Origin of the sequence: Mycobacterium sp., from assembly GCF_040398885.1 — a bacterium.
Classification (GTDB): domain Bacteria; phylum Actinomycetota; class Actinomycetes; order Mycobacteriales; family Mycobacteriaceae; genus Mycobacterium.
Map to the genome: position 1 here is coordinate 1 of NZ_JBBATF010000021.1, position 25,723 is coordinate 25,723.

At 70.6% G+C, this 25,723-nt stretch carries 24 protein-coding genes; 4 read left to right on the forward strand and 20 right to left on the reverse strand.

Annotated elements, in window-relative coordinates; genetic code table 11:
* Positions 1–113: 113 nt before the first annotated feature.
* From gltX to serA, 4 genes are read right to left on the reverse strand one after another with little or no spacing between them, the layout of a single operon-like run.
* Entirely contained in the window at positions 114–1,601 is a 1,488-nt protein-coding gene (gltX, locus tag ADBZ5U_RS03705; RefSeq protein ID WP_526262496.1) for a glutamate--tRNA ligase, read from the reverse strand.
* Positions 1,598–2,398 carry a fumarylacetoacetate hydrolase family protein gene (locus tag ADBZ5U_RS03710; protein ID WP_526262498.1) on the reverse strand — a complete coding sequence of 267 codons (801 nt, stop codon included), beginning with the start codon at positions 2,396–2,398 and terminating at the stop codon, positions 1,598–1,600. Before ADBZ5U_RS03710 ends, gltX begins: the two co-directional genes overlap by 4 nt.
* A 44-nt stretch (positions 2,399–2,442) precedes the next feature.
* A complete protein-coding gene (locus ADBZ5U_RS03715; protein ID WP_526262500.1) occupies positions 2,443–3,450 on the reverse strand; it encodes a 3-isopropylmalate dehydrogenase in 1,008 nt (335 codons plus the stop codon).
* Positions 3,447–5,033 carry a phosphoglycerate dehydrogenase gene (serA, locus tag ADBZ5U_RS03720; RefSeq protein ID WP_526262502.1) on the reverse strand — a complete coding sequence of 529 codons (1,587 nt, stop codon included), beginning with the start codon at positions 5,031–5,033 and terminating at the stop codon, positions 3,447–3,449. The genes ADBZ5U_RS03715 and serA overlap by 4 nt, the downstream gene beginning before the upstream one ends.
* 30 nt (positions 5,034–5,063) lie before the next feature.
* Between serA and ADBZ5U_RS03725 the strand changes: the two genes are divergently transcribed.
* Positions 5,064–6,491 (forward strand): phytoene desaturase family protein, encoded by a 1,428-nt coding sequence (locus ADBZ5U_RS03725; protein WP_526262504.1) that lies wholly within the window; start codon positions 5,064–5,066, stop codon positions 6,489–6,491.
* Positions 6,492–6,497: 6 nt separating this feature from the next.
* On the opposite strand, the gene ADBZ5U_RS03730 is transcribed toward ADBZ5U_RS03725, so the two are convergent.
* The 3 genes from ADBZ5U_RS03730 to ADBZ5U_RS03740 are packed head-to-tail and all read right to left on the reverse strand — an operon-like array spanning position 6,498 to position 9,751.
* Entirely contained in the window at positions 6,498–7,247 is a 750-nt protein-coding gene (locus tag ADBZ5U_RS03730) for an SDR family NAD(P)-dependent oxidoreductase (RefSeq protein WP_526262506.1), read from the reverse strand.
* Entirely contained in the window at positions 7,244–8,443 is a 1,200-nt protein-coding gene (locus ADBZ5U_RS03735; RefSeq protein WP_526262540.1) for an MBL fold metallo-hydrolase, read from the reverse strand. The genes ADBZ5U_RS03730 and ADBZ5U_RS03735 overlap by 4 nt, the downstream gene beginning before the upstream one ends.
* Positions 8,444–8,503: 60 nt before the next feature.
* Positions 8,504–9,751 (reverse strand): sulfotransferase, encoded by a 1,248-nt coding sequence (locus ADBZ5U_RS03740; RefSeq protein ID WP_526262508.1) that lies wholly within the window; start codon positions 9,749–9,751, stop codon positions 8,504–8,506.
* Positions 9,752–9,803: 52 nt separating this feature from the next.
* Between ADBZ5U_RS03740 and ADBZ5U_RS03745 the strand changes: the two genes are divergently transcribed.
* Positions 9,804–10,838, forward strand: a complete 1,035-nt coding sequence (locus ADBZ5U_RS03745; RefSeq protein WP_526262510.1) for a zinc-dependent alcohol dehydrogenase — start codon at positions 9,804–9,806, stop codon at positions 10,836–10,838.
* Here the strand turns inward: ADBZ5U_RS03745 and ADBZ5U_RS03750 are convergent.
* From ADBZ5U_RS03750 to ADBZ5U_RS03765, 4 genes are all read right to left on the reverse strand, one after another.
* On the reverse strand, positions 10,822–12,045 hold the full coding sequence (locus ADBZ5U_RS03750; protein WP_526262512.1) for a cytochrome P450: 1,224 nt from the start codon (positions 12,043–12,045) through the stop codon (positions 10,822–10,824). The genes ADBZ5U_RS03745 and ADBZ5U_RS03750 overlap by 17 nt on opposite strands.
* Before the next feature lie 76 nt (positions 12,046–12,121).
* Positions 12,122–13,135, reverse strand: coding sequence for a ketol-acid reductoisomerase (gene ilvC / locus ADBZ5U_RS03755; RefSeq protein ID WP_526262514.1), 1,014 nt, complete (start codon positions 13,133–13,135; stop codon positions 12,122–12,124).
* A 50-nt stretch (positions 13,136–13,185) separates the two neighbouring features.
* Positions 13,186–13,704, reverse strand: coding sequence for an acetolactate synthase small subunit (ilvN, locus tag ADBZ5U_RS03760; RefSeq protein WP_526262516.1), 519 nt, complete (start codon positions 13,702–13,704; stop codon positions 13,186–13,188).
* Entirely contained in the window at positions 13,704–15,608 is a 1,905-nt protein-coding gene (locus tag ADBZ5U_RS03765) for an acetolactate synthase large subunit (protein WP_526262518.1), read from the reverse strand. The genes ilvN and ADBZ5U_RS03765 overlap by 1 nt, the downstream gene beginning before the upstream one ends.
* A gap of 260 nt (positions 15,609–15,868) precedes the next feature.
* Here ADBZ5U_RS03765 and ADBZ5U_RS03770 point away from each other — a divergent pair, with 260 nt between their 5' ends.
* On the forward strand, positions 15,869–16,261 hold the full coding sequence (locus ADBZ5U_RS03770; RefSeq protein ID WP_526262520.1) for a PH domain-containing protein: 393 nt from the start codon (positions 15,869–15,871) through the stop codon (positions 16,259–16,261).
* A gap of 4 nt (positions 16,262–16,265) precedes the next feature.
* Here ADBZ5U_RS03770 and ADBZ5U_RS03775 read toward each other — a convergent pair whose 3' ends face one another.
* A complete protein-coding gene (locus ADBZ5U_RS03775) occupies positions 16,266–17,111 on the reverse strand; it encodes a DoxX family protein (protein ID WP_526262522.1) in 846 nt (281 codons plus the stop codon).
* Between the two features lie 103 nt (positions 17,112–17,214).
* Here ADBZ5U_RS03775 and ADBZ5U_RS03780 point away from each other — a divergent pair, with 103 nt between their 5' ends.
* Positions 17,215–18,333, forward strand: a complete 1,119-nt coding sequence (locus ADBZ5U_RS03780; protein ID WP_526262524.1) for a PQQ-dependent sugar dehydrogenase — start codon at positions 17,215–17,217, stop codon at positions 18,331–18,333.
* Between the two features lie 29 nt (positions 18,334–18,362).
* Here ADBZ5U_RS03780 and ADBZ5U_RS03785 read toward each other — a convergent pair whose 3' ends face one another.
* From ADBZ5U_RS03785 to ADBZ5U_RS03820, 8 genes are all read right to left on the reverse strand, one after another.
* Positions 18,363–19,421, reverse strand: coding sequence for a ligand-gated ion channel (locus ADBZ5U_RS03785; protein WP_526262526.1), 1,059 nt, complete (start codon positions 19,419–19,421; stop codon positions 18,363–18,365).
* 28 nt (positions 19,422–19,449) lie between these two features.
* Positions 19,450–20,289: a hypothetical protein gene (locus ADBZ5U_RS03790; protein ID WP_526262528.1), complete on the reverse strand. Its 840-nt coding sequence runs from the start codon at positions 20,287–20,289 to the stop codon at positions 19,450–19,452.
* On the reverse strand, positions 20,286–21,473 hold the full coding sequence (locus ADBZ5U_RS03795; protein WP_526262530.1) for an NHL repeat-containing protein: 1,188 nt from the start codon (positions 21,471–21,473) through the stop codon (positions 20,286–20,288). Before ADBZ5U_RS03795 ends, ADBZ5U_RS03790 begins: the two co-directional genes overlap by 4 nt.
* 7 nt (positions 21,474–21,480) lie before the next feature.
* A complete protein-coding gene (locus ADBZ5U_RS03800; protein WP_526262532.1) occupies positions 21,481–22,350 on the reverse strand; it encodes a NifU family protein in 870 nt (289 codons plus the stop codon).
* Positions 22,347–23,606: a hypothetical protein gene (locus ADBZ5U_RS03805; protein ID WP_526262534.1), complete on the reverse strand. Its 1,260-nt coding sequence runs from the start codon at positions 23,604–23,606 to the stop codon at positions 22,347–22,349. The genes ADBZ5U_RS03800 and ADBZ5U_RS03805 overlap by 4 nt, the downstream gene beginning before the upstream one ends.
* A gap of 22 nt (positions 23,607–23,628) precedes the next feature.
* Positions 23,629–23,910: a hypothetical protein gene (locus ADBZ5U_RS03810; protein WP_526262536.1), complete on the reverse strand. Its 282-nt coding sequence runs from the start codon at positions 23,908–23,910 to the stop codon at positions 23,629–23,631.
* The gene (locus tag ADBZ5U_RS03815) at positions 23,876–24,640 is read right to left on the reverse strand and encodes a hydrogenase maturation protease (protein WP_526262542.1); all 765 of its coding nucleotides are present in this window, start codon (positions 24,638–24,640) and stop codon (positions 23,876–23,878) included. The genes ADBZ5U_RS03810 and ADBZ5U_RS03815 overlap by 35 nt, the downstream gene beginning before the upstream one ends.
* 41 nt (positions 24,641–24,681) lie before the next feature.
* On the reverse strand, positions 24,682–25,723 hold a 1,042-nt coding region (locus ADBZ5U_RS03820; RefSeq protein WP_526262538.1), incomplete at its 5' end, for a nickel-dependent hydrogenase large subunit.

The following is a 25,723-nucleotide window of genomic DNA, read 5'->3' on the forward strand; positions in this document are numbered from 1 at the left end:
TAGAATGGCTGAACCAGAATCAGCTGTGTTGCCAATTACACCATACCCCATCGGATCCCATAACAGCTGGTCAGAACCAACTATCGCGAGTCCGGGAACAACGCCTGAGCAGACTACCAAAGATTGCGCGCCGCACCGTCACGGGCCTCGCGCAGCCGCCGCGTACTGCGGTCGCGGCCCAGCAGTTCCATCGACTCGTACAGCGGCGGACTGACGGTCGCGCCGGTCACCGCGACCCGGATGGGCCCGAAGGCCTTTCGTGGTTTGAGCCCCAGTCCGTCGATCAGCGCGCCCTTGAGCGCCGCCTCGATCGCGGCGGCGGTCCAGTCCCCCACGCCCTCGAGCGCACCGAGTGCGCAGTCCAGCACCTCCACCGCGGCACCGGTGAGTTCCCTTGCGCCGGCGCCTCCGTCGATCGCGTAGACGTCGTCGTCGAGGAACTTCAGTAACGTCCAGGCGTCGGAGAGCACCACGACCCGGGTCTGCACCAGTTCCGCCGCGGTGGCGAAGTCGGATTCGTCAAGCCCGGTGTCGTGGCCGTGCGCCTCGAAGAAATCGCGCAGCCGCCGGGTGAATTCCTCGGCCGGCAACCGGCGGATGTGCTCGGCGTTGATGGCATCGGCCTTCTTCTGGTCGAAGCGGGCCGGGTTGGAGTTGACGTCGACGACGTCGAAGGCCGCCACCATCTCCGCCAGGGTGAAGACGTCGCGGTCCTCGGCGATACCCCAGCCGAGCAGCGCCAGGTAGTTGAGCAACCCTTCGGGCAGGAATCCGCGGTCCCGGTGCAGGAACAGATCCGACTGCGGGTCGCGCTTGGAGAGCTTCTTGGTTCCCTCACCCAAAACCGTTGGCAGATGGGCGAATTCGGGAACACATTCGCTGACTCCGATGCGGATCAAGGCCCTGTGCAGGGCGATCTGCCGGGGCGTCGACGGCAGCAGGTCCTCGCCGCGCAAGACGTGGGTGATCTTCATCAGGGCGTCGTCGACGGGATTGACCAGGGTGTACAGCGGGTCGCCACTGGCGCGTGTCAGCGCGAAATCGGGGACGGTGCCGGCCGCGAAGGTCGTCTGACCGCGCACCAGGTCGTGCCAACTCAGGTCCTCGTCGGGCATCCGCAAGCGCAGCACCGGCTTACGTCCTTGCGCCTCGTAGGCGCCGCGCTGTTCCGCGGTCAGGTCGCGGTCGAAGTTGTCGTAGCCGAGTTTGGGGTTGCGGCCCGCGGCCAGATGACGCGCCTCGACCTCCTCGGGGGTGGAGTAGGCGAGGTACGCCTCGCCGGAGTCGAGCAGTCGCGCGATCACGTCGCGGTAGATCCCGCCGCGCTGGGACTGCCGGTACGGCTCGTGGGGACCGCCGACCTCCGGGCCTTCGTCCCAGTCCAGCCCCAGCCAGCGCAGCGCCTCCAGGATGGCGTCGTAGCTCTCCTCGGAGTCCCGGGCGGCGTCGGTGTCCTCGATGCGGAACACGAAGGCGCCGCCGGTGTGGCGGGCGTAGGCCCAGTTGAACAGAGCGGTGCGGACCAGTCCCACGTGCGGCGTGCCGGTCGGCGACGGGCAGAACCGCACCCGCACGGCCCGGTCGGAGTTCTGCGCGGTCATCGGGCGCCTTTCCGGACGACGGGATTGGTCAGCGTCCCGATCCCCTCGATGCTGACGCTGACGGTGTCCCCGTCCTCGATAGGTCCGACGCCCTCGGGTGTGCCGGTGAGGATCAGGTCACCGGGCAGCAGGGTCATCACCGCGCTCATCCACTCGATGACCGCTCCGATGTCGTGGATCATCAGCGAGGTCCTGCTGCGTTGCCGCACAGCGCCGTTGACCTCCGTGCGGATGTCGAGATCCGACGGGTCCAGGTCGGTGACGATCCACGGTCCGACCGGGCAGAACGTGTCGTGCCCTTTGGCGCGCATCCACTGGCCGTCGGCCTTCTGCTGGTCGCGGGCCGAGACGTCGTTGGCGATGGTGTAGCCCAGGATCACCTCCCGTGCCCGGGACGCCGGGACGTCCTTGCACGGCCGGCCGATGACCGCCGCGAGCTCGCCCTCGTGGTGCACCGGAGAAGCGTTGGCGGGCAACTGGATCGGCACCCCGGGCCCGATGATGGCCGTATTGGGCTTGAGGAAGATGACCGGATCCTCCGGTGTCGGGCCGGTGCTGTCGCCCATCTCCTTGATGTGCTCCAGATAGTTCTTGCCCATGCAGACCACCTTGCTGGCCAGGATGGGCGCCAACAGGCGGACCTCGCTCAGCGGCCAGGACCGGCCGGTGAACGTCGGGGTGCCGAACGGGTGCTCTTTGATCTCGCGGGCGACCCAGTCATCCCCGGCGGCATCGCCGTCGCCCTCGATGCCGACGAAGGCGACCCCGTCGGGACTGGCGACACGACCCAGGCGCATTCGTGACAGCCTAAGGCGTAGGGCCGCCGGGGCGATCGGCACCCTCAGAGGTGCGCGCGGATCCGCTCGCCGACCTCCCTGGTCGACAGCGTTCCCCTGCGGGTGGCGAGGTGGTCGGCCACGGCCTTGTCGATCCGGGCGGCCGCCGCCTCCTCCCCGATGTGCGAGAGCAGCAGTGCCACGCTCATCACCGCGGCGGTCGGATCGGCGATGCCCTTGCCGGCGATGTCGGGTGCGCTGCCGTGGACCGGCTCGAACATCGACGGGTTGGTTCCGGTGGCGTCGATGTTGCCGCTGGCGGCCAACCCGATTCCCCCCGACACCGCGGCGGCCAGGTCGGTGATGATGTCGCCGAACAGGTTGTCGGTGACGATGACGTCGAAGCGGCCCGGATCGGTCACCATGTGGATGGTGGCGGCGTCGATGTGCAGGTAGGCCACCTCGACGTCGGGGTAGTGCGCACCGATCTCGGCCACCGCGCGCGACCACAGGCCGCCGGCGAAGGTCAGCACGTTGGTCTTGTGCACCAGCGTGAGGTGCTGGCGGCGGGCCCGCGCCTTGTCGAACGCGTAACGCACCACCCGGTTGACGCCGTAGGCCGTGTTGAGGCTCACCTCGGTGGCCACCTCGTGCGGTGTGCCGACCCGGATGGCGCCGCCGTTGCCGGTGTAGGGGCCTTCGGTGCCCTCGCGGACCACGACGAAGTCGATCGCCGGGTTTCCGGCCAGTGGGCTGCTCACCCCGTCGAAGAGCCGGCTCGGGCGCAGGTTGACGTGGTGATCCAACTCGAAGCGGGTCCGCAGGAGCAGTCCGCGTTCCAGCACGCCGCTGGGCACCGAAGGGTCGCCGATCGCGCCCAGCAGGATGGCGTCGTGCGCCCTCAGGTCGTCGATGACACCGTCGGGCAGCACCTCGCCGCTGGCGTGGTAGCGCCGCGCACCCAGGTCGTACTCGGTCTTCTCCACACCGGGCAGCACGGCGTCGAGAACGGTGAGCGCCTCGCCGATCACCTCCGGGCCGATGCCGTCGCCCGGGATCACCGCCAGTCTCACGACAGGTCAACCACTTCCAGGGTGGTCGCGTCGACGGCGTCGCGGATCCCCGCGCGCACGTCGGCCGGGACGTCGCGGTCCAGTCGCAGCATCACCGTCGCACTGCGGCCGGAGGTGTCCTGGCTCATCTGCGCGGCCTCGATGTTGACGTCGGCCGACCCGAGCAGGGTGCCGATCTTGCCCAGCGCCCCGGGCTTGTCGCCGTAGTGCAGGATCAGGTTCACGCCTTCGGCCCGCAGGTCGAAACTGCGGCCGTTGATCGAGACGATCTTCTGCACCTGCTGCGGACCGGTCAGGGTGCCCGAGACGTTGACCGCCGACCCGTCCGGCCCCACCACCCGCACGTCGACCAGGCTGCGGTGGTTCGGGCTCTCGCTGGCCGTGGTCAGCTCGGTGCCCAGTCCGCGGTCGGCGGCCAGCGCCGGCGCGTTGACGAAGGTCACCTGCTGGTCGGTCATGGTGGAGAACAGGCCCCGCAACGCCGACAGCTTCAGCACACCGACGTCGTCGGAGGCCAGCTCGCCGGAGACCTTGACGACCAGGCTCTCCGGCGGCTCGGTGGCCAGCACACCCACCAGCACGCCGAGCTTGCGGACCAGTTCCAGCCACGGCGCGACGTCCTCGCTGACCGCCCCGCCGCCGACGTTGACCGCGTCGGGGACGAACTCCCCGGCCAGCGCCAGCTTGACGCTGGCCGCGACGTCGGTGCCCGCCCGGTCCTGCGCCTCCGAGGTCGAGGCGCCCAGGTGCGGGGTGACGACGACCTCCGGCAGCTCGAAAAGCGGGCTGTCGGTGCACGGTTCGGTGGCGAACACGTCCAGTGCGGCGGCGCGCACATGGCCGCTCTTGATGGCGTCCGCCAGGGCCTGCTCGTCGATCAGACCGCCGCGCGCGGCGTTGACGATGATCACACCCGGCTTGGTCTTGGCCAGGGCCTCCTTGCCGAGCAGGCCGGCGGTCTCCTTGGTCTTGGGCAGATGCACCGAGATGAAATCGGCGCGGGCGAGCACGTCGTCCAGCGGCAGCAGTTCGATGCCGAGCTGGGCGGCGCGGGCCGGCGGGACGTAGGGGTCGTAGGCGACGACGTGGGTGCCGAAGGCGGCCAGCCGCTGCGCCACCAACTGCCCGATGCGGCCCAGGCCAACCACGCCCACGGTCTTGCCGAAGATCTCGGTGCCGTTGAACTTCGAGCGCTTCCAGGTGTGCTCGCGCAGGGTGGCGTCGGCCGCCGGGATCTGCCGGGCCGCCGAGAGCAGAAGCGCCATCGCGTGCTCGGCGGCGCTGTGGATGTTGGAGGTGGGCGCGTTGACCACCAGCACACCGGCGGCGGTGGCGGCGTCGACGTCGACGTTGTCCAGACCCACCCCGGCGCGGGCGACGATCTTCAGTCTCGGGGCGGCGGCGATCACCTCGGCGTCGACGGTGGTGGCCGAGCGCACCAGCAGCGCGTCGGCGTCGGCGACGGCTTCCAGCAGCTTGGGGCGGTCCGGACCGTCCACCCAGCGGACCTCCACCTGATCGCCGAGGGCGGCGACGGTCGATTCGGCGAGTTTGTCGGCGATGAGTACAACGGGCAGAGTCACGCGGACAGCGTAATGGGGTCTAATCAGACCGTGGATGTCACGGTCGTCGGCAGCGGCCCCAACGGGCTGTCGGCGGCGGTCACCTGCGCCCGCGCCGGGCTGTCGGTGCAGGTCCTGGAGTCGCAGCCCACTCTCGGCGGGGGCGCGCGCACGCTGGCCGACCCCGAATTCACCGGCATCGGCCACGACGTCTGCTCGGCGATCCACCCACTGGCGCTGGCCTCGCCGTTCTTCGCCGAGTTCGACCTGCGCGCCCGCGGTGTGGAGTTGGTGGTGCCGGAGATCTCCTACGCCAACCCGCTGCCGGGCCGTCCGGCCGCGCTGGGCTATCACGATCTGGACCGCACCTGCGCCGGGCTGAGCGACGGAGCGTCCTGGCGGCACCTGATGGGGCCGCTGGCCGACCGGGGCCGGGACGTGGTGGCGTTGCTGATCGGCGACAAGCGGTCCCTGCCGCCGGACCTGCCCGCCGCGGTGGCACTCGGGCGGCGGATGCTCGAGCAGGGCACCCCGGCCTGGGGCCGACTGCGCGGCGAGGACGCCCGCGCGTTGTTCACCGGCGTTGCGGCACACACCATTTCGACGATGCCCTCGCTGGTGGCCGCGGGAGCCGGCCTGCTGCTGGCCACCCTGGGGCACACCTCGGGCTGGCCGGTTCCGGTCGGCGGCAGCCAGGCGATCGCCGACGCGCTGATGGCGGATCTGCGCGCGCACGGCGGGGAACTGCGCACCGACGCCGAGGTGCGCACTCCCCCGCCCGGGGTGGTGCTCTACGACACCGCCCCTACCGCGCTGCTGGGCATCTACGGCGACGCCCTGCCGTCCCGCTATGCGCAGGCGCTGCGCCGTTACCGCTACGGTCCGGGTGTCGCGAAAGTGGATTTCGTTCTCGCCGAGGATGTTCCGTGGTCCGACCCGAGGCTCGCGACGGCGCCGACGCTGCATCTGGGCGGCACCCGCGCGCAGATGGCTCACGCCGAGCGTGAGGTCGCCGCGGGCCGGCACGCGCAGTGGCCGATGGTGCTGGCCGCGCAGTCCTGGGTCGCCGACCCGGCCCGGATCGACCCGCGGGGCCGACGCCCGTTCTGGACCTACGCCCACGTGCCGGCCGGTTCCACCGTCGACCAGGCGCCGGCGATCACCGCGATCGTGGAGCGCTTCGCACCGGGCTTCGCCGACATCGTCCTCGCCGCGCGCAGCGTCCCGGCCTCCCGCCTGCACCTGCACGACGCCAACTACGTCGGCGGCGACATCGGAGTCGGCGGCAACTCGGTGCTGCGCGCCCTGCTCGGCCCGACACCGCGGGTCGACCCGTGGACCACACCGGTCCCGAAGGCCTACCTGTGCTCGTCGGCCACCCCGCCGGGCGGCGGCGTGCACGGCATGAGCGGCTACTACGCGGCCCGGACGGTGCTCAAGCGCGAATTCGGCCTGCGGGCGCCGAGTCTGGCTCCCTGAGGCGCCTCACACGCAGTCGGAGGCTCCGTCGACGACGAAGACCGCCCCGGTGGTGTAGCCGCTGCTCTCCGTGCACAGGAAGGCGATCGCGGCCGCGACCTCGGCGCCGGTTCCCATCCGGCCCAGCGGGATGTGCGCGAGTTCGCTGTCGAGCAGTGGCCGGTAGGAGTGCATCGGCGCGGTCATCGGGGTGTCGATGAGTCCGGGCGCGACCGCGTTGACCCGGATCCCGTCGCCGGCCCACTTGACGGCCAGGTTGCGGGTGAGGTTGATCAGGCCGGCCTTGGCGGCGGCGTAGCCGGGCACCAGCGGGACCGCCCGCAGCGCCGAGATCGAGGCCAGGTTGACCACGCTGGCGCCACCGGGGGCGGTGGACGCCTTCAGCGCCGCGTGCAGGGCGACGGTGAGCCGGTAGTGACCGCCGAGGTTGAGTGTCACCGAGGCCTCGAAGCCGTCGGGATCGGACTCGTCGCGCCCCCCGGGGAAATTCGCGCCGGCGTTGTTGACCAGGACGTCGAGTCGGCCGAACTCCCCTGCCACCGCGGCGACGGAGTCGGTGTCGGTCAGGACCAGCCGCCGGTAGGTCAGGCCGGTCAGGTCGGTGTCGTAGTCGGCCGGGGCCGCACGGGTGCCGGTGACGGTCACGGCGGCCCCGGCGTCGACCAGCAGTCGGGCGATCGCGTGTCCGATGCCGCTGGTGCCGCCGGTCACCAGGGCGCGGGTTCCGGTGAAGTCGAAGCTGACCCGGGCGGTCATGTGTACCTCGCGATCTGCGTTGTGAGCCAGGCGGATTCCCAGAAGTTGACGCTGCCGGCCAGCAGCGTCTCGTGGGCCTCCCGCAGGACCGCCCGCGACGCCGGGTGCCCCGGTTCGGCCTGGGCGACGACCTCGGCGAGGTGGATGGCCTGCAGCGGCCGGCCGGCGGTCAGGTGCTCGCGGGCCCGGGCGGCCAGGGCGTCGGCGCCGGCCAGCCCGACCAGGTCGGCGCTGACCGACTCCGGTCCGACCGGGTAGAGCTCGGTGGTGGAGCGGTGGTGGAACCAGCCGGAGTAGTTCTCCCAGACGGCCCGCACGTCCCAGGGCACGGCGCCGTAGCCCTGCCCGACCCGCAGGTGCTCGGGCAGGGTGATCTCGGCCATCAGGGTGCGGACGTCCGCGCCGGCGTTCATGCCGGCCACCGTCTGGTCGTGGACGTAGGCGACGGCGTCGCGGAGTCTGGTCAGCTCGGCGTCGATGAGTACGGCGCCGGAGATCGGCTCGAAGTGCCCGGTGATGAGGACCTCCGGTTGCAGCGCCCGGACCCGCTCGATGGTGTCGATCACCGTCAGAGCGTCGCGGTAGCGGTCGCCGCGCATGGTGACCAGGTTGGGAATGTGCCCGAAGACCGGTCCGAACGTGTTGCCGCACAGGCAGACCCGCTCATCGGGAAGCCAGACGACCATGGAGTCGGTGGTCTCCCCGCCCGGGGTGGCGATCAGTTCCAGCCGTCGGCCCCCGACCGTCAGCGTCATCGCGTCGAGCACCTCGATGTCGGCGGTCAGCGTGCTCTGCGGCGGTAGCGACCCGAAGCGACGCTGGATCGCCGCGATCCCCCCGGCGAGGGTGTCGCGGAACGCGAAGGCGCTGCGGGCCACCCGGTAGCGCATCAGCCTCTCGTTGTCGTCGCGCCAGCTGCGCCAGTTGGCCTGCGCGACTACCTGGGTGGCCGGATCCCGAAGGGTGTCGATGCCGCCCACGTGGTCGTAGTGGCCCTGGGTGATGACGATGTAGCGCACCGGGCCGGAATCCACCGCGTCGAAGTTGGCGCGGTGCACCGGCGCCTCGAATCCCATCCCGGTGTTGACCACCACCCGTCCGTCGCCGGTCGTCAGCAGATAGGAGTTGGTCAGGCCCGGCGAGCACCAGATCCCCGGGGCCACCTCCTCGGCGCACTCGGCGGACGCCGGCGCCATCGCCCCGGCCTGCGGGCGGCTGCGCCAGATCGGTTCGGTGTCAGTCACGTTCGGGTCCCGTCAGTGTTCCGGGCGGACGTCGAAGCGGTCGAAGTAGAAGCCGAAGCGCGAGCGCAGGTCGTCGGCGGTCACCCCGAAGTGCCGCGGCAGATCGTATGCAACGGCGCCCTTCCCGCCGCGGCGATTGCCGTCGATGTAGCGCTGGAAGGCGGCGGCGACCCGGTCCGGGATCTCCACCCCGGCGCGCCGGTAGAACTCCCTCAGCACCGGCATCTCGTTGCCGTTGAGTTGGTGGAAGGCGATGTCGACGCTGCGTTCGGCGGCCACCAGGTCACGGTCGCGAACGCAGGCGCTCAGCAGGCGGTGGATGCGGTCGGTCCAGTACGCCACCAGCCAGTCGGGGTCGATGCGCTGCCGTCGCATCCGGTCGGAGTAGGCCATCATCGTGATCGCCGACCGGATCACCGCCGCCGGGTCGCGGTGGGTGAACGCCACGCATGCGTCCGGGAAGGTGGCCGTCAACGGGCCGAGTTGCTCGCTGTGCTGGGGCGATTTCAGCACCCAGGTTCGGGGCCCGCGCAGGAACGTCAGGGCCTGCAGGACTTTTCTCATGTAGCGGTAGTGCGCACGCTGATCCAGCCCGAGGTAGTAGTCCCGCCAGTCGGGCACCCGGGCGTGCCACTCCAGCACGTAGGAGGCGAGGTCGAGGTCCTGCAGTTCCACCTCCTCCTCGATGGCCTCGGGGTAGCGGTCGTGCATCGCCGCGGTCAGGGGCACGCTGGCCAGTGTGGCCTCGTGCTCGGCCTTGGCGCGGGTGTAGCGCGGGTCCACCCCGTCGGGTCCCGGCCCGCCGCCCGGGGCGGGAATCGGTTCCCGGCTCTCCCAGTACGGCAGGGACCGCCGGCGCCGGTCGCAGGCGATCAGGTTGACCAGATGCGTCGTTCCGGACCGGGGCATGCCCACGACGATGAGCGGACGTTCGATCGGGATGGACGTGATCTCCGGGTGGCGCTTGAGCAGATCGGTCAGCGAAAGCCGGTTGCGCAGCAGCCGAACCATTCGGGCGCGCAGCGTGTTCCGGGCGAGTTGTCGCAATCCGGTGTCGGCCTCGATGGCGGCGATGTGGGCGTGCATCCGCGCGATGAAGCCGTCGGTGTCGTCGAGATCGTCGACCCCCGCGGCGGCCGCCGCCTCGTCGAGCATCCGGTCGACGTCGAACACCACCGGGCGGGATTCGGTGTACTCCAGCACCTGGCGCTGGACGTCGGTGAGCACCGGGGCGGTGAGGTCGCCCAGATCAATCGTCACCGGTGGCCTCCGGTGGCGGGCCCGTCACCGTCGGGCATAGTCTCGCTGGCACATGACATCCACTCCAGTGTTTCCCACCACCCGCCAGGTTCGGGTGCATTCGCCCGGGAACGTCGCCGTGGACCGGGTCGACCTGCCGGTCTGCGGACCGCGGGACGCCCTGGTCGAGGTCGACGCCTGCGGGATCTGCGGCAGCGACCTGACCTATATCCGCCTGGGCGGCCTGGCCGGGCCCGGCGAGCCGATGCCGCTGGGGCACGAGTTCGCCGGGGTGGTCCGCGAGGTCGGGGCGCAGGTCACCGGCGTCGAACCGGGCCGGCGGGTCGTCGTCCATCCCGGCGACGAGGCCTCCGGGCGCATCGGCGGGGGCAGTGCCGCCGGCGGCCTGGCCGACGTGGTGCTGGTCCGGGAGGCCGCCGCCGGCGGCCGGCTGATCGCGATACCCGACGGTATGCCCACCGACGTCGCGGCGCTGACCGAACCGGTGGCGGTGGGTATGCACGCCGCCGAGCAGGCCGACGTGGCCCCCGGTGACTCGGTCGCGGTATTCGGTTGCGGCCCTGTCGGTTTGGCCGCGATCGCGGCACTCGCCGACCGCGGGCTCTCCGGGATCGTCGGGGTCGACCCCTCCGCCGAGCGCCGCAGGCTCGCCGCGGCCCTGGGCGCGGAGGCGACGATCGACCCCGACCGGTCCGGGGTGTGGCGGGAACTCGAGCGTCTGCACGGGACGCGGAGACTCGCCTACGGGCACGCGCCGGCCACCGCCGCCTTCATCGAGGCGTCCGGATCCGACGCTGTGCTCACCGGCATCATCGACCGGTCCGGCCCCGGCGCCCGGATCAGCGTGGTGGGCCTGCACTACAACCCGGTGCCGGTCAACTTCCTGCAGGTGCTGATGAAGGAGTTGACGATCCGCGGCTCGATGGAATACCCGGCCCGATTCGCCGACGCCCTCGACCTGCTGGGCCGCCGGGACCTTTCGGCGCTCATCACCCACCGGTTCCCGCTCGGCGAGGTAGGCGCGGCCCTGGAACTGCTGGCCGGCAGCCGCGAGTGCGGCAAGGTCATGGTCACCCCGCGGGGCTGAGAGCCAGCCGCAGCGACTCCCGCCGCCGGGCCAGCACGCTGGGCAGCCACGGTCCCACCTCGGCGGCGTCGAACCAGCCGGTGCGCTCCAGCAGCATCCCCAGCACCGTCACCGCCTCCAGCCGGGCCAGCGGGGCCCCCAGGCAGAAGTGGACACCCTTGCCGAAGCTCATGTGCCCCTTGCCGACCGGACGCTCCAGCAGCAGTTCGTCGGGGCGCTCGAAGTGCGCGGGGTCGCGGTTGGCCGCCCCCCACAGCAGCAGCACCCGGGAGTCCTTCGGCAGCGGGACGCCGGCCACCTCGGTGTCGGCCAGGACGTGGCGGTAGTGCGCCCGGAACGGCGGCTCCAGCCGCAGGGTCTCCTCGACGAACGCCGCCAGCAGATCCGGGCGCTCGCGCAGGCGCCGCTGCAGCGCCGGGTCGGTGGCCAGGACCGCCACCGCGGTGCCCAGCAGCGACGCCGTCGACTCCCCGCCCGCGCTGAACAGCGAGACCAGGATCAGCCGGGCGGTGAAGTCGTCGAGATCGCCGGCCTCGCACGCCGTTGCCAGAACGCCCATCAGGTCGTCTCGCGGATCGGCGCCGGCCAGCCGCAGCCGGGTCGCCAGGTAGGCGTCCAACTCTCCGATGGCGGCCATCGACGCGGCAAGGTCGCCGGCCGACATCAGCCCGTCGAGCAGTTGGGTGCTGGCGTACCCCCACCTGCCCAGCTGGTCCGCGTCGGCTTCGGGGACGCCGATCAGATCCGCGACGATCAGCATCGGCAGGCGATTGGCGACCGCCTCCATCCACTCGACGGTTCCGGCATCCGCTGCCGCCCAGAGCTTCTCGAAAACCGCGGCGATGCGAGGCGCCAGCGCCCGCACCCGCCTGGCGGTGAACTGGCCCAGCAGCAGCTTGCGGTGCGCGGCGTGAACCGGGTCGTCGGCGGTGACCAGGATATGGGTGGGGCCGCCGAGTCCGCCCATCGGGAACGACCCGATCCCGGCGTCGGGGGTGTAGGTCATCGTCGCGGTCAGATTCGAGGAGAACACCTCGGGCCGGTTGACCACGTCGGCGACCGCCGGCCAAGTGCTGGCCAGGAAGAATCCCGAATCGCCGATCCGGTGGACGCCGCCCTCACCGCGCAGCCGGGCGTAGAGCGGGTAGGGGTCCTGGACGGCCGCGTCGGCGAAGAACTCCGCCGGGTCCAGCGTCGGCGCACCCACCCGGTCAGTCTAGAGGCTGACGCAGTTCGGCGCGCTCGTCATCGCTGAGCGACGATGAGCGCGCCGAAGTCGCAGGTTAGGCCGTCTCGGTGATCGGCCGGTCCACCCAGCTCATCAGCTTGCGCAGCTTGGCGCCGGTCACCTCGATCGGGTGCTCGGCGTTGCGCTTGCGCAGGCCCTCGAGTTCGGCGTTGCCGCCCTCGACGTTGGCGACCAGGCGCTTGACGAAGGTGCTGTCCTGGATCTCGGCCAGGATCTGCTTCATCCGCTCCTTGGTCGCGGGGTCGATGACGCGCGGGCCCGACAGGTACCCGCCGAATTCCGCCGTGTCGGACACCGAGTAGTTCATCCGGGCGATGCCGCCCTCGTACATCAGGTCGACGATCAGCTTCAGTTCGTGCAGCACCTCGAAGTAGGCCAGTTCCGGGGCGTAACCCGCCTCGACCATCACCTCGAAGCCGGTCTTGACCAGTTCCTCGGTGCCGCCGCACAGCACGGCCTGCTCGCCGAACAGATCGGTCTCGGTCTCGTCCTTGAACGTGGTCTTGATGACCCCGGCCCGGGTGCCGCCGATGGCCTTGGCGTAGGACAGCGCCAGTGCCACTCCGTCGCCGGTGGGGTCCTGCTCAATGGCGACCAGGCAGGGCACCCCCTTGCCGTCGACGAACTGCCGGCGGACCAGGTGGCCGGGCCCCTTGGGGGCGACCATGCCGATGGTGACGTCGGCGGGCGGCTTGATCAGGCCGAAGTGGATGTTCAGGCCGTGGCCGAAGAACAGCGCGTCACCGGCCTTCAGGTTCGGCTCGATGTCGTTTTTGAAGATCTCGGCCTGCGCGGTGTCCGGCGCCAGCAGCATGATCACGTCGGCCCATTCGGCCACCTCTGCGGGGGTGGCGACCTCCAGGCCCTGCTCGGAGACCTTGGCGCGCGACTTCGAGCCCTCCTTGAGACCGACCTTCACCTGCACCCCGGAGTCGCGCAGGCTCAGCGAGTGCGCGTGACCCTGGCTGCCGTAGCCGATGACCCCGACCTTCCGGCCCTGGATGATCGACAGGTCGGCGTCGTCGTCGTAGAACATCTCGATTGCCACAGTAAATTTTCCTTCTGCTCTCGTGCTTTTTCTGCTGGTTTGAGTCTCTACTACCTGGTGTTGGTGATACCGCGCGGCCCGCGCGACAGTGCTACCACACCGGACTGCACGGTCTCGCGGATGCCGTAGGGCTCCAGGACGTGCAGCAGCGCGGCCAGCTTCTCCTCGGTGCCGGTCGCCTCGACGGTCAGCGACTCGTTGGAAACGTCGATCACCTTGGCGCGGAACAGGTTTACCGCTTCGATCACCTGGCTCCTGGAGTTGGCGTCGGTGCGCACCTTGATCAGGGCGAGCTGGCGGGCGACCATGTTGCCCTCCTCCTGCTCGACGATCTTGATCACGTTGATCAGCTTGTTGAGCTGTTTGGTGATCTGCTCGAGCGGGGTCTCCTCGGCGGTGACGACGATGGTCATCCGTGACATGTCCTTGACGTCGGTGGGCCCCACCGCCAGCGACTGGATGTTGAACCCCCGCCGCGAGAACAGCGCCGCGACCCGGGCCAGCACACCGGGCTTGTCCTCGACGAGCACCGAGAGGGTGTGGGTGACGGCGTTCGATGCGGGAGCCATCAGGCCCTTCCCTCCTCGTTGTCCTCGTCGAACAGCGGCCGGATGTCGCGGGCCGCCATGATCTGGTCGTTTCCGGTGCCGGCCGCCACCATCGGCCACACCTGCGCGTCGGCGCCGACGATGAAGTCGATCACCACCGGCCGGTCGTTGATCTCCCGGGCCCGGTTGATCACGTCGACGACGTCTTCTTCACGCTCGCAACGCAATCCGACACAACCCATGGCCTCGGCAAGCTTGACGAAGTCGGGGATGCGCTGGCTGTGGGTGGCCAGGTCGGTGTTGGAGTAGCGCTCGCCGTAGAACAGCGTCTGCCACTGCCGCACCATGCCGAGGTTGCCGTTGTTGATCAGCGCGACCTTGATCGGCACACCCTCCACCGCGCAGGTGGCCAGTTCCTGGTTGGTCATCTGGAAGCAGCCGTCGCCGTCGATGGCCCACACCTCGGCGTCCGGACGCGCCATCTTCGCGCCCATCGCCGCCGGGATCGCGTAGCCCATGGTGCCCAGTCCGCCGGAGTTCAGCCAGGTGCGCGGCTTCTCGTAGGCGATGAACTGCGCGGCCCACATCTGGTGCTGGCCCACCCCGGCCACGTAGACGGCGTCCGGGCCGGCGATCCTGCCGAGTTGTTCGATGACGTACTCCGGGCTCAGGCTGCCGTCGGACTGCGGGCCGTAGCTCAGCGGGTAGGTCTCGCGCACGCCGTTCAGATACGACCACCACGGCGCGAGATCGGGATCCTCCACACCCTCGTTGCCGATCCGGTCGTCGCCGCCGGGCTTGCGCTTCAGCGCCTCGATGAGATCGCGCAGGACGGCCTTGATGTCACCGACGATGGGCACGTCGGCGTGGCGGTTCTTGCCGATCTCGGCCGGGTCGATGTCGGCGTGGATGACCTTGGCGTCGGGGGCGAAGGTGGACAGCTTGCCGGTGACCCGGTCATCGAAACGGGCGCCGAGGGTGATCAGCAGGTCGCTTTTCTGCATGGCGGCCACCGAGGAGACGGTGCCGTGCATGCCGGGCATCCGCAGGTTCTGTGGGTGGCTGTCCGGGAACGCGCCGCGGGCCATCAGGGTGGTGACCACAGGTATGCCGGTCAGCTCCGCGAGTTCGGCGAGTTCCTCGCATGCCTCACCGCGGATCACGCCGCCGCCGACGTAGAGCACCGGCTTGCGCGAGGCACGGATCAGTTTGGCCGCCTCCTTGATCTGGCGGGCGTGCGGCTTGGTGTTCGGCTTGTAGCCGGGCAGTTCGAGCTGCGGCGGCCAGGCGAACGTGCACGGCAACTGCAGCACGTCCTTGGGGATGTCGACGAGCACCGCGCCGGGCCGCCCGGTGGCGGCGATGTGGAAGGCCTCGGCGATCGAGCGGGCGATGTCGTCGCCGTCGCGGACCAGGATGTTGTGCTTGGTGCACGGCATGGTGATGCCGGTGATGTCGGACTCCTGGAAGGCGTCGGTGCCGATCAGGCTGCGTCCGACCTGTCCGGTGATGGCGACCACCGGGATCGAGTCCATCTGGGCGTCGGCCAGGGGGGTGACCAGGTTGGTGGCCCCGGGCCCGGAGGTGGCCATCATGACACCGACCCGCCCCGTGGCGTGCGCGTAGCCGCTGGCCGCATGGCCGGCGCCCTGCTCGTGGCGCACCAGGACGTGGCGCAGCTTCTGCGAGTCGAACAGCGGGTCGTACACCGGCAGCACCGCGCCGCCGGGGATGCCGAAGACGAGGTCGACGCCCAGTTCCTCCAGCGAGCGCACGACCGCCTCGGCGCCGGACATCCGGACCGGCGCCACATGCTTGGCGGAACGGCCGTTGCCGGGGTCGTGTGCGCCGTTGGTCGGGGCGGCCACGGGGGACTCTGCGGGGGACGCCGATGTCCCGGTTGCTCGGGTGGCAGGTGCGCTCACTGTGGTCCTCGATGTCGTGTTGGACTGCGGTGTTGGGTTCGGTATTGAGTTCTGGATCCGCGGCAAGAAAAAACCCCCGTCAGCGTGGGCGGCTGTACGAGGGTTGCGCGCTGGTGCGTGTGGCTAGACCCGGCGGGGGGCAAGCGCGGCACCAACGCGCTGGCCTACTACCACAAGCTCTCCGCCGGACGTCACCACCGCAGGCTAGCCGCACCACAGGTCAGGCGTCAAATTCCGCGCGGCAATGCGATGATGTCTCAATGCCCGGCGGATCCGAGAGTGCCCAGACGGTGATCCGCATCTCCCCGATGGCGCACATGACATCGTTCTTCCTGGTGATGGCGGTGCTCACCGTCGGCTACTCCTTCGGAGCCGCCGGTTTCGCGCTGCTGGTGATCCCGGTGCTGTTGTCGCTGGCCATCGAACGGGTCCGCACCGTGGCCGACCGGGACACCGTCACCGCGCGCACGCTGCTGAAGAGCCGCACGGTGCGGTGGCCGCAGATCGAGGGCCTGAGGTTCACCCGCGGGCGGTGGGCCCGGGCCTGCCTGACCGACGAGAGCCTCATGATGCTGCCGGCGGTGACCTTCGCGACGCTGCCCAGGCTCACCGCGGCCAGCGGCGGCCGGGTTCCCAACCCCTACCGGCGCTGAGCGCTCAGGCGAACGGGTTGTTGCCGCGCAGGAACATCCAGGCCGCGACCCCGCCGCCCACCCCGACCAGCAGGGCCAGTAACGACCCGAGGTACGGCCGCCGGGCCCATCCGCGGCCGCCGTCGAAGCCGTACCGGCCCGGTCCGGCCAGGACGATCGCCGCGGCCGCGGCCAACTGCATCAGCAGGTACTCCGCTTCCGGTCCGGGAACCAGCAGACCGCCGTCCCCCCGTTGCGCGGTGAAGGTCGCCAGCACGCTGTTGACCAGGAACGCCAGCGCCACCGCCGCGGCCACCGGGGTGAACAGACCGAGCACCAGCAGCACGCCGGAGGCGATCTGCGCCCAGGCGCCCACGTAGGTCAGCAGGTCGGCGTGCTGGTAGCCGGCCTCGGTCAGGGTTTCGCGGAATCCCTGCAATCCGGGTCCGCCCCACCACCCGAACGCCTTCTGCAGGCCGTGGGCGATGAACGCCACGCCCAGGGCCACCCGCAGCACCAGCAGACCGAGGTCCTGGGTGCCGCGCCGCCCGGCCGCCTTGACCCGTTCCTCGGCGTCGACGGGGATTATCTCCGCCGGACCGGCCCCCGGCGCGGGTGCCGGCTGCGCGAGCGGACGCACATAGGGCAGCGGCTCGGGGTCCTGCAGCAACCCGAATCCGGTGGACGGGGCGGGGCCCGCCGGGCCGCCGGCGGAGCCGCGCAGCTTGGTGGTCTCGGCATCCCCGCCCGGAGGTCGGGCGAATGCCCCGGTCGACAGGTCGTCCTCGGGATCGACCAGCCGCGCCGACGCCGGGCGCACCGGGGCATCCTCGGGGCGCTGCCAGCCGGGATCGGGATTTTGGCTCGTCACACAGGCCAGACTAGGTGCTCCCGACGGCAAATCGCCGGATTTGTCGGGTGTCATCAACCGGGCGTCGTGGCGGATACCGCGACGCGATCCGTAACCTGACGGCATGCGAATGCGTCCCTCGCGCCCAATCCTGGCCGCGGTCTGCGCGACCACGGTCCTGCTGTCGGGCTGCGCGCGCTTCGACAACGCGGTGTCGCAGCCGTTCACCACACCGCCGGAGTTGGCACCCGGGCCGCCGTCGACGCCGCCGCCGCCACCGCCCCTGCCGCCCAAGCCCTTCCCCAAGGTGTGCCCCGCACCGGGGGTCATGCAGGGCTGCCTGGAGAGCACCAGCGGCCTGATCATGGGCTCCGACGCCAAGACCGCCCTGGTCGCCGAGCGCATCACCGGCGCGGTCAAGAAGGTCTCGGTGAGCGCCGAACCGACGGTCAAGACCGTCATCCCGGTCGACGGCAGCGGCGACGGCGGACTGATGGACATCGCGCTGTCGCCGACCTACTCCCAGGACCGGCTGATGTACGCCTACATCAGCACGCCGACCGACAACCGGGTGGTCCGGGTCGCCGAGGACGACGTCCCCAAGGACATCCTGACCGGAATCCCCAAGGGCTCGGTCGGCAACACCGGGTCGCTGATCTTCACCAGTCCGACCACCTTGGTGGTGCAGACCGGCGACGCCGGCGACCCCGGCGCCGCCAATGACCCGAAGTCGCTGGCGGGCAAGGTCATTCGCATCGAGCAACCCACCACCGTGGGGCAGGCGCCGCCGACCACCGCACTCAGCGGGATGGGCGCCGGCGGCGGGATGTGCCTCGACCCGGCCGACAAGGCGCTCTACGTCACCGACCGCACGCCCGGGGGCGATCGGTTGCAGCGGATCGGATCGGACGGCAAGGCCACCACGGTGTGGACCTGGCCCAACCGGCCGGGGGTGGCCGGCTGCGCCGCACTCGAAGGCACCGTGCTGGTCAACCTGGTCAACACCAAGCAGACCGTCGCGGTGCGGTTGGCGCAGGCGACCGGCGCGGTCACCGGCGACCCCGAAGTGGTGCGTCAGGACACCCACGGCCATGCCTGGGCACTGGGCGTCGCGCCGGACGGCAACATCTGGGGCGCGACGGTGAACCGGACGGTCGGGAACGCCGGGAAGATCGACGACGTGGTCTTCCCGCTGTTCCCGCAGGGCGGCGGCTTCCCGCGCTCCACCGCCGAGGTCACCTGACGCCGCCTCCGAACCGGACCTGCCCGCCGCTATGAACCCGACCGGTACCGGGTCAGATACCAGGTGACGGTGGTGGCGAGCAGCACGACGTAGAGCACCAGCGAGGTGACGCCGACGCGGCGGTCCATGGCGTTCAGAACCGCTTCGGCCGACTCCTGGGTGGTCCGCCGGCTGGCGAAGACGGTGTAGCCCATGGTGATCAGGATGTAGGCCATCGACAGGATGTAGACGACGTCGACCATCATCAGGTACTCCACCGACGGCAGGTCGGAGTCGGTGGACCACTGCAGTGCCACCATGGTCAGCAGCGCGGTGACCCCCATCGCGGTTCGGGCGTCCTCGAGTCGGGCCGGCACCAGGTAGATCAGCGCGGTGATCAGGATGACGATCATGATCGGCAAAAGGATCTTCACCACGTACGGCAACGCATCCCGGGCGACCGGCACCGTCAGGACGATGCGCGAGTACACCGGGTTCGCCGGTGCGGTGAGGTCACCGAAGGCCGTAGGGTACCGATGCGCCTCCACCTCCAGGGACGGCGATCCGATCTCGAAACCCGGAATGGTCAACTGCTCGTTGATGCTCACCGGATCCTTGTCAGGCACGAACTCAAGCATGCGATTGTCCTGGACGATGTCCTCGAGTTGGACGGTCAGCCGCTGGGTGTCGAAGGGAAACCGGTGCAGGTCCATGTTCTTGCTGAACACACCCTGGTAGCGGAAGCCCTGGTACTTCGACCCGTCGGGCATGTCGACGGGCGCTTCGGTGAACTGCCGTCCGCTCACCCCGCCGGTGGACGACGAGGTGGAGTTCTCCTTGGCGTCGGAGTTCATCACCTCGATGGAGTCGGTCGGATCGACCTCCGGGGTCCGCCACCGGAACCACATGTAGAAGTCGATGGTGAAACTGCCCGCCTCGGTGTCGAGTTCCTGGATGTCGTTGATGTAGGCGCCGACGATGATCGGCTCGGCGCCGGGTTCGGGCCCCGGCTCAGCCTTAGCCGACACCGGCCCGAGGAGCAACGTTCCCAGCGCCAGCGCGATCAACAGGGTGTGCGCCAGCAGGGCGTGCACTCGCCGCTTCACCATGGGGCACACCGTACTTGTCCGCCGGCCGCTAGCGCCGCGCGGCGAGCACCAGTCCGGGGTCGAAGGTCGCCCTGGCGGCCACCGAGACCGCGGCCGCCGCCACCACCAGGGCCGCGGCGTCGTCGTGCCCTTTGGGGAACACGATCTCGGCGCTGTCCGGGCCGTCGCGGTGGGCCATCAGCCAGTCGTACAGCAGCCAGTCGACGGCGCAGGTCACCGCCATCGGATCGGCGTCGGACCGCCGGGCAGCCGTGACGACGGCCCGCAGGGCGTCGCGGTGTTCCTTGCGGGCGCCTTCCCTGTTGGCCCCGGAACTGTCGAACATCAGCATCGACAGTGTCAGCGGGAAGCGTTGTCCGGCTTCGGTCCGCACCACCCAGCGGCCGCCCTTCCACGGCCTTTCCGGGTCGACCAGGTGGAACTCCCCGTAGCCGCCGACGACGCCGATCCCGGGTTCGTCGAGTTCGCCGTCGAAGGGCGCCGGGCCCAGCAGTCCCAGCGGCCGGCGGGCCCGGATGGAGAACAGCGCCGCGGTCCCGATGATCTTCCCGGCCCGAAGGTCCGGCGCCGGCCCGGTCTTCTCCAGTCCGGCGGCGTACTCGAAGCACAGCCGGTCCAGCGTCCGGTGCAGTTCCAGCAGTCCGTCGCGTTCGTCGGCGCCGGAGGGCCCGCGGCCGCCGCCGAGGATCTCGCCGAAGCGCTCGGCGGCGATGATCAGCGCGTCGTCGAGCGCCTCCAGGTGGGTGGCGACCAGACGGTCGGGTTCCTCGTCGTCGGCCACCAGGGCTTGCAGCGACGTCGGCGCACCCGTCGGGGTGGCCCAGTAGAAGCCGATCTGCCCGTCGGACTGGATGATTCGCGGCCTCATGCCGTCCTCCGCCAGATCATCACCCTGTTGTTGCCGGAGTCGGCGACCGCCAGGGTGTCGCCGTGCAGCGCCAGGCCGTAGGGCCAGCACAGGGTGTCGCGCTGCACCGAGGTCCAGCGGTTCTCGCCGTTGGACCCGAAATCCGGCTGGGCCAGGACGAAGTCGGCGCCCCGCGCGATCGGGCCGTCCGGCATGACGTCCCACACCAGGATCCGGTTGTTGGCGGTGTCGGCGACGGCAAGCCGGTCACCGTCCAGACATACCGCGTAAGGAAAGCGCATCTTGTCGTTGGTGTGCGGGCCGTAGGGCCACTCACCGGCGCTGGTGAAGTCCGGCTGACCGGCCACCATGTCCGCGGGCCGGTCGGCGTCCGGCTGCGGGGACCAGCCCAGCACCCGATGGTCGCCGGCGTCGGCGACCAGCAGCAGGTCGCCCCGGCCGGTGATGTCGTGGGCCCAGCGGAAGCTGTCCGGCCCGGCCGCACCGCCGCGGTTCTCCTGGTGCTCGGCCGCGTCCGGCTGCCCGAGGATGATGTCGGCGGGTTGGTCGGCGGCCGGAATTCCGTTGCGCCAGCCCAGAACCCGCCGGTTCCCGGTGTCGGCGACCCAGAACCTGCCGCCGACCACCGCGATGCCGAACGGCCAGTAGAGGCCCGACGCCGAGCACTGCGCGCCCCGGTTGGCCTCCACGGCACGGGAGTCCGGTTGGCCGATGACGAGGTCGGGCGCGACGTCGTCGACCGCCGGCACGTTGTCCCACACCAGAATCCGGTGATGCCAGGCGTCGGCGACGATCAGCCGGCCCTGGTGCACCAGAACCCCGGTGGGCAGGTGCATGCCCCGTTCCGGCCCGCGCCCGCCGGCGGCGGGCCCCTCGCTCTCCCCGTCGGGCTGGCCCAGCACCACGTCGGCGGGCTGCTCGTCGCGGTCGGGGATCCCGTGCCAGATCAGCACCCGGTGGTTTCCGGTGTCGGCCACCACCAGGTGCTCGCCGGAGAGGAACACCCCGCGCGGCGAGTACATCCACGCCATCGACGGCTTCGCGGCCGGCAGTGCCAGACCACCCGGCGCGGGGGCGCCCAGCCACAGCTGCGGGGCCCAGCCGCCGCTGAGATCCACCTCGGGGGTCACGTCGGGGCGGGTGCCGACACCGCTGATGTTGTGCCGGACCGTGTAGCGGCTCATCTCGGGATCATCCGGTGATACGCACCCACACGTCGCCGTCGTCCACCCGCAGCGGCAACTGCTCGAGTTGGGCGCCGGGGGCACTGAGGCACTCCCCCGAGGTCGCGTCGAAGCAGAAGCCGTGCCACGGGCAGGTCAGGGTTCCGTTGCTGACGTCCAGGACGGCCTCGTTGAGCGGCAGTGCGTCGTGGGCGCACTCGTTCCGGTAGGCCGACAACCGCTGCCCCAGGTTGACCACGACCACCTCCACGGATCGGCCGCCGTTGCTCAGGGTGGCCACCGTGATGTCGTCGACCGCAACCCCCGCGGCCGGGCCGAACCGCGCCCAGCCGTCCGCGGCGGGGTCGCGGCCGATCCGCAGCGACTCCACCGGGATCAGGGTGGGGGTGGGCGCGTCCTTGACCACCTCCACCGCGGTGATCGCCGGAACCCCTTGCACCAGAGCCTCTTCCACCAGGTTGCGCAGGGTCACCGAGGACATGGAGCAGCCGTTGCAGGCGCCCTCGAGACGGACGAACGCCGTCCCGTCGTCGATCCGGACCAGCGCCACGTCACCGCCGTGGCTGTGCAGTTGCGGCCGGACCTCGTCGAGCACCTGGTTGGCGTGGGTGGCAGGGTCGGGACGGACGATCCCGTGCAGGGAGAGCAGCAGACGCACCACCGGGTCGTCGACGAGTTCGAACAGCGCCGCGCGGGTGCTCTCCTCGGCGCGCAGCCGGCGCACGATGGTGACCAGGCCGGCCCGGTGCACCGCTTCGATGGCGGCCTGCAGTTCCTCGGCCGCCGCCCGCGGCCCCGGGTCCAGGTCGTCCAGCGCGGCGACCGCGTCGTCGACCCGCTTGGCCAGATCGTCGATCGGGGGCTCGGGAGCGGTCATTCCGACATCGTCTCCGTGCGACTCAGCGCCTGCTGCCGGGAGATCTCGTCGAGCACGCCGCGCACCGTGCGCACCGACTCGTCGTCGCCGAGTTCCTCGAATAGGAAGCGCGCCTCATACAGTTTCGCCTTGGCCTGGTCGAAGACCCCCAGGTGGGCCAGCACGTTGCCCTGGTTGGCCAGCACCCGGGCCCGGCCGAGCGGATCGGTGTCGCGGTCCCGGGCGGCCAGCACCGCCTCGTACAACCCCACCGCCTCCACCAGATTGTCGCCCTGGTGGCTCGACGGGGTGTACACCAGCGAGTTGGCCAGGTTCAGCTGCACACTGGCCCACTGCTCGGGGTGGTCCTCGGGGGTGTAGACCTTCAGCGCCGAGCGCAGCGACTGCGCGGCCACCCCGAGCCGCAGCTGACCGGACGCCTCGGTCATCGGCATCGTCAGGTAGGCGGTTGCCAGGTCGGCGTGGGCGGCCGCCCACAGCAGCGGCGCCTCCTCGCGATGCACCAGCTGCAGCGTCGAATGGTAGTGCGGCACAGCGCGGTTGAGCAGATCCGGCCGATCGACTGCCTGCTCGTGCAGCAGACCCGCCAGTGCCAGGTGCAGCTCGGCGCGGGCCACTCGCAGATCCTCGGCGCCCTCCAGTGCGCGCAGGGCCCGCTCGAACCGGGCCACGCCCTGGCCGGGGTCGGTCTGCGCGGCCAGCGCCCCGGCCGCACCGAGCAGCACACCCCGAAGCGGTTCGCAGCCGTCCGGCGACTCCTCGGCCGCCTGATCCAGCAGGTCGACCGCCGCCGCCGGATCGCCGTCGTCGAGGGCCTTGCCGGCCTGGGCGGACAACACCACGGCGGCCAGTTCACCGGTGGCCGGCCCCGGGTTTCCGGCGCCGACGGCCAGGCCGGGCGGGGTGTCGACGCGGCCCACGGCGAACAGCACCACATCGACCAGAACACCGAATTCCCCCAGTGCCGAACGTAATTCGGCGGGATCCTGCCCGTCGGGGTCCATCACGAAGCGGTTGTACCGGGTGATCGGGTCGTCCGCGGTGAGGGCGGCCAGCGCACCGTCGCGGTCCCCGGCCAGGGCCAGTTCGTGGGCGCGCAGGGCGGCCGGCCATTCCGGCAGCCGGCCGGCCAGCAACGCCAGTCGGGCCTGCTCGGTGTCCGGCGAGGCCGGGATCAGCAGGTAGCCCAGCGGCAGCGGGAACGCGCCCAGGGGTTGCGGCCGGACCGCGAGCACGGTCGGGTCGGGGTCGGTCACAACGCTCCTCGTGTCGGTGTGGTCATCCGTGCGGGGGCCCGCCGCCGATGTCCCTCTCGGCGGCCCGCCGGATCAGGTCGGCGGCGATGTCGGCGCGGGCCTTGGTGTGGTGGGTGTTGATCCGCTTGCGCACCACGCCGTCGGCGAACACCACCACGATGTCGACCGCCCATCGGCCGCACTCCTGCACCACGACGGTCTGCACGTCGAGGGCTTCGTCGGTCGACGTCCTGGGACGGTGGTCTTCGTTCATGGCGATCAGATCCCGGTCACCGCAGCGGGATCCGCAGCGCCTTGTGCTCATCGTCCCACAGTGCGGCGCGGGCGCCGGCCGGAAAGCCGCCGCCGAGCACTTCATGGATCAGCACGGCGCGGTCACCGGCGGGGTTGCGCTGTTTGAGCAGCAGCCCCCCGCTGCTCGGGCCGCGCAGCGGGTACAACCACAGTTCGCCGGCCCGCAGCACCGCGGCGACCGCGTCGGAGGGAAACCGGCCGGCCGCCAGCGCCGCGTCCAGCCTCAGGTAGCCGTCGGCACTGATCTCCACGCTGACCGAATCGGCGGGCCGGGGGCGCAGCGGGGCCAGGAAATCGCGTTCGATCAGGTCGATCACCTGTTCCATGCCGGCGCGGACCGGCCCGGACAGTTCGGCGCCCAACTCCAAGCCCGCCGCCTCGATGAGGAACACCGTGATGTCGGTGGGGCAGGCGTCGCCGAGCGCCCAGCGGGCGAACGGGATCGCGTGATCCCACCGGAACGAATGGGTGTGCAGGCCCTGCAGCGGGGGCAGGTCGGTGAGCTCCTCCCCCGGCACCCGGTACACCGTCCCGGGTGCGGGACCGGCGGCCCCCTGGGACACGCACGCGTCGACGATGACGACCCGCTGCGCCCCGCGCATCTGGAATCCGACGTCCATCCCGGCGGTCCCGCCGTCGACCAGCCTGGCGCCGTCGGGCACCCCGCGGTCCCAGAGATGACGGATCAGCACCGGCCCCACGCCGTCGTCGCCGCGCAGCAGGTTTCCGCACCCGACCACGAGAACCGCGCACCCGGGCGGCTCCAGATCTACACCGGCCGTCACACCATTCCGTTGATGACGAACCGCGACAGCTGCTTACCGGTCTTGCCGTCGTAGGCGTGCACGGTGCAGACCAGGCAGGAGTCGAAGCTGCGGGCGACGTGACCGAGTTCGACCGGGTCCTCCGGGTCGACGATCGGCGCCCCGACCAGGGCGGTCTCCATCGGCCCCAGCACGTCGCCGCCGTCGCGCGGTCCGATGTTCCACGCGGTCGGCGTGATCACCTGGTAGTTCTTGATCTTGCTGTTCTCGATGACGATCCAGTCCGACAGCGAGCCGCGGGCGGCCTCGGTGGAGCCGAACCCCTTGCCCTCGGCGTACTCGGTGGGCTTGCTGTAGAAGCTCTCCTTGAGGTCGAGCTGATCGAGCCAGGTGCGCACCCACTTGTAATACTTGGGCGCCTCGTGCAGGCGGGCCAGCTGCCGGACCATGACGCTCGGCCCGATCCTGTTGTACATGTCCAGGAACAGCGGGTCGTCGTCCTGATGGGGTGCGGCGCCGGGGCCGGCCGCGGCCATCCGCCGGGCCAGCGGGCCTGCTTCCAGCGGCAGGTGGCCGAACCCGGGGACCTCGTAGCGCGGCGACTTAGCCCAGCTGTACTTGCCCTGACCCCGGCCCTTCTCCGGGTCGACCGGGATGGTCTCGCCCTCGAACGGGTGCAGTGGGCGGCTGCCCTCGTAGAACGAGTGCGAGACGTCCTCGCTGACCCGGGCCTGGTCGAACTCGTGGTACTGCCCGCCCGCGAAGACGCCACCGCGGCCGATCAGCGCGGCGTTGCGGCCCTCGATCGTCGGCCTGGAGTACAGCGTCGGGTCGAAGTAGGTGCCGGTGGCCAGGTAGTTGCCCACCCCGGCGCCGTAGCGGTCCAGGCCGACGTCCTGGCAGTAGCGGATGAAGAAGCCCAGGTCGCTGTTGCGCTGCGACTCGTTCTCGTCGACCCAGGCCAGCACGTCCTCCCAGGACCTGTTCGCCAGCCAGCGGTCGACGCTGCAGCCCAGCAGGTCGGACTCCAGCCAGTTGTCCTTCCAGTTCTCCAGGATC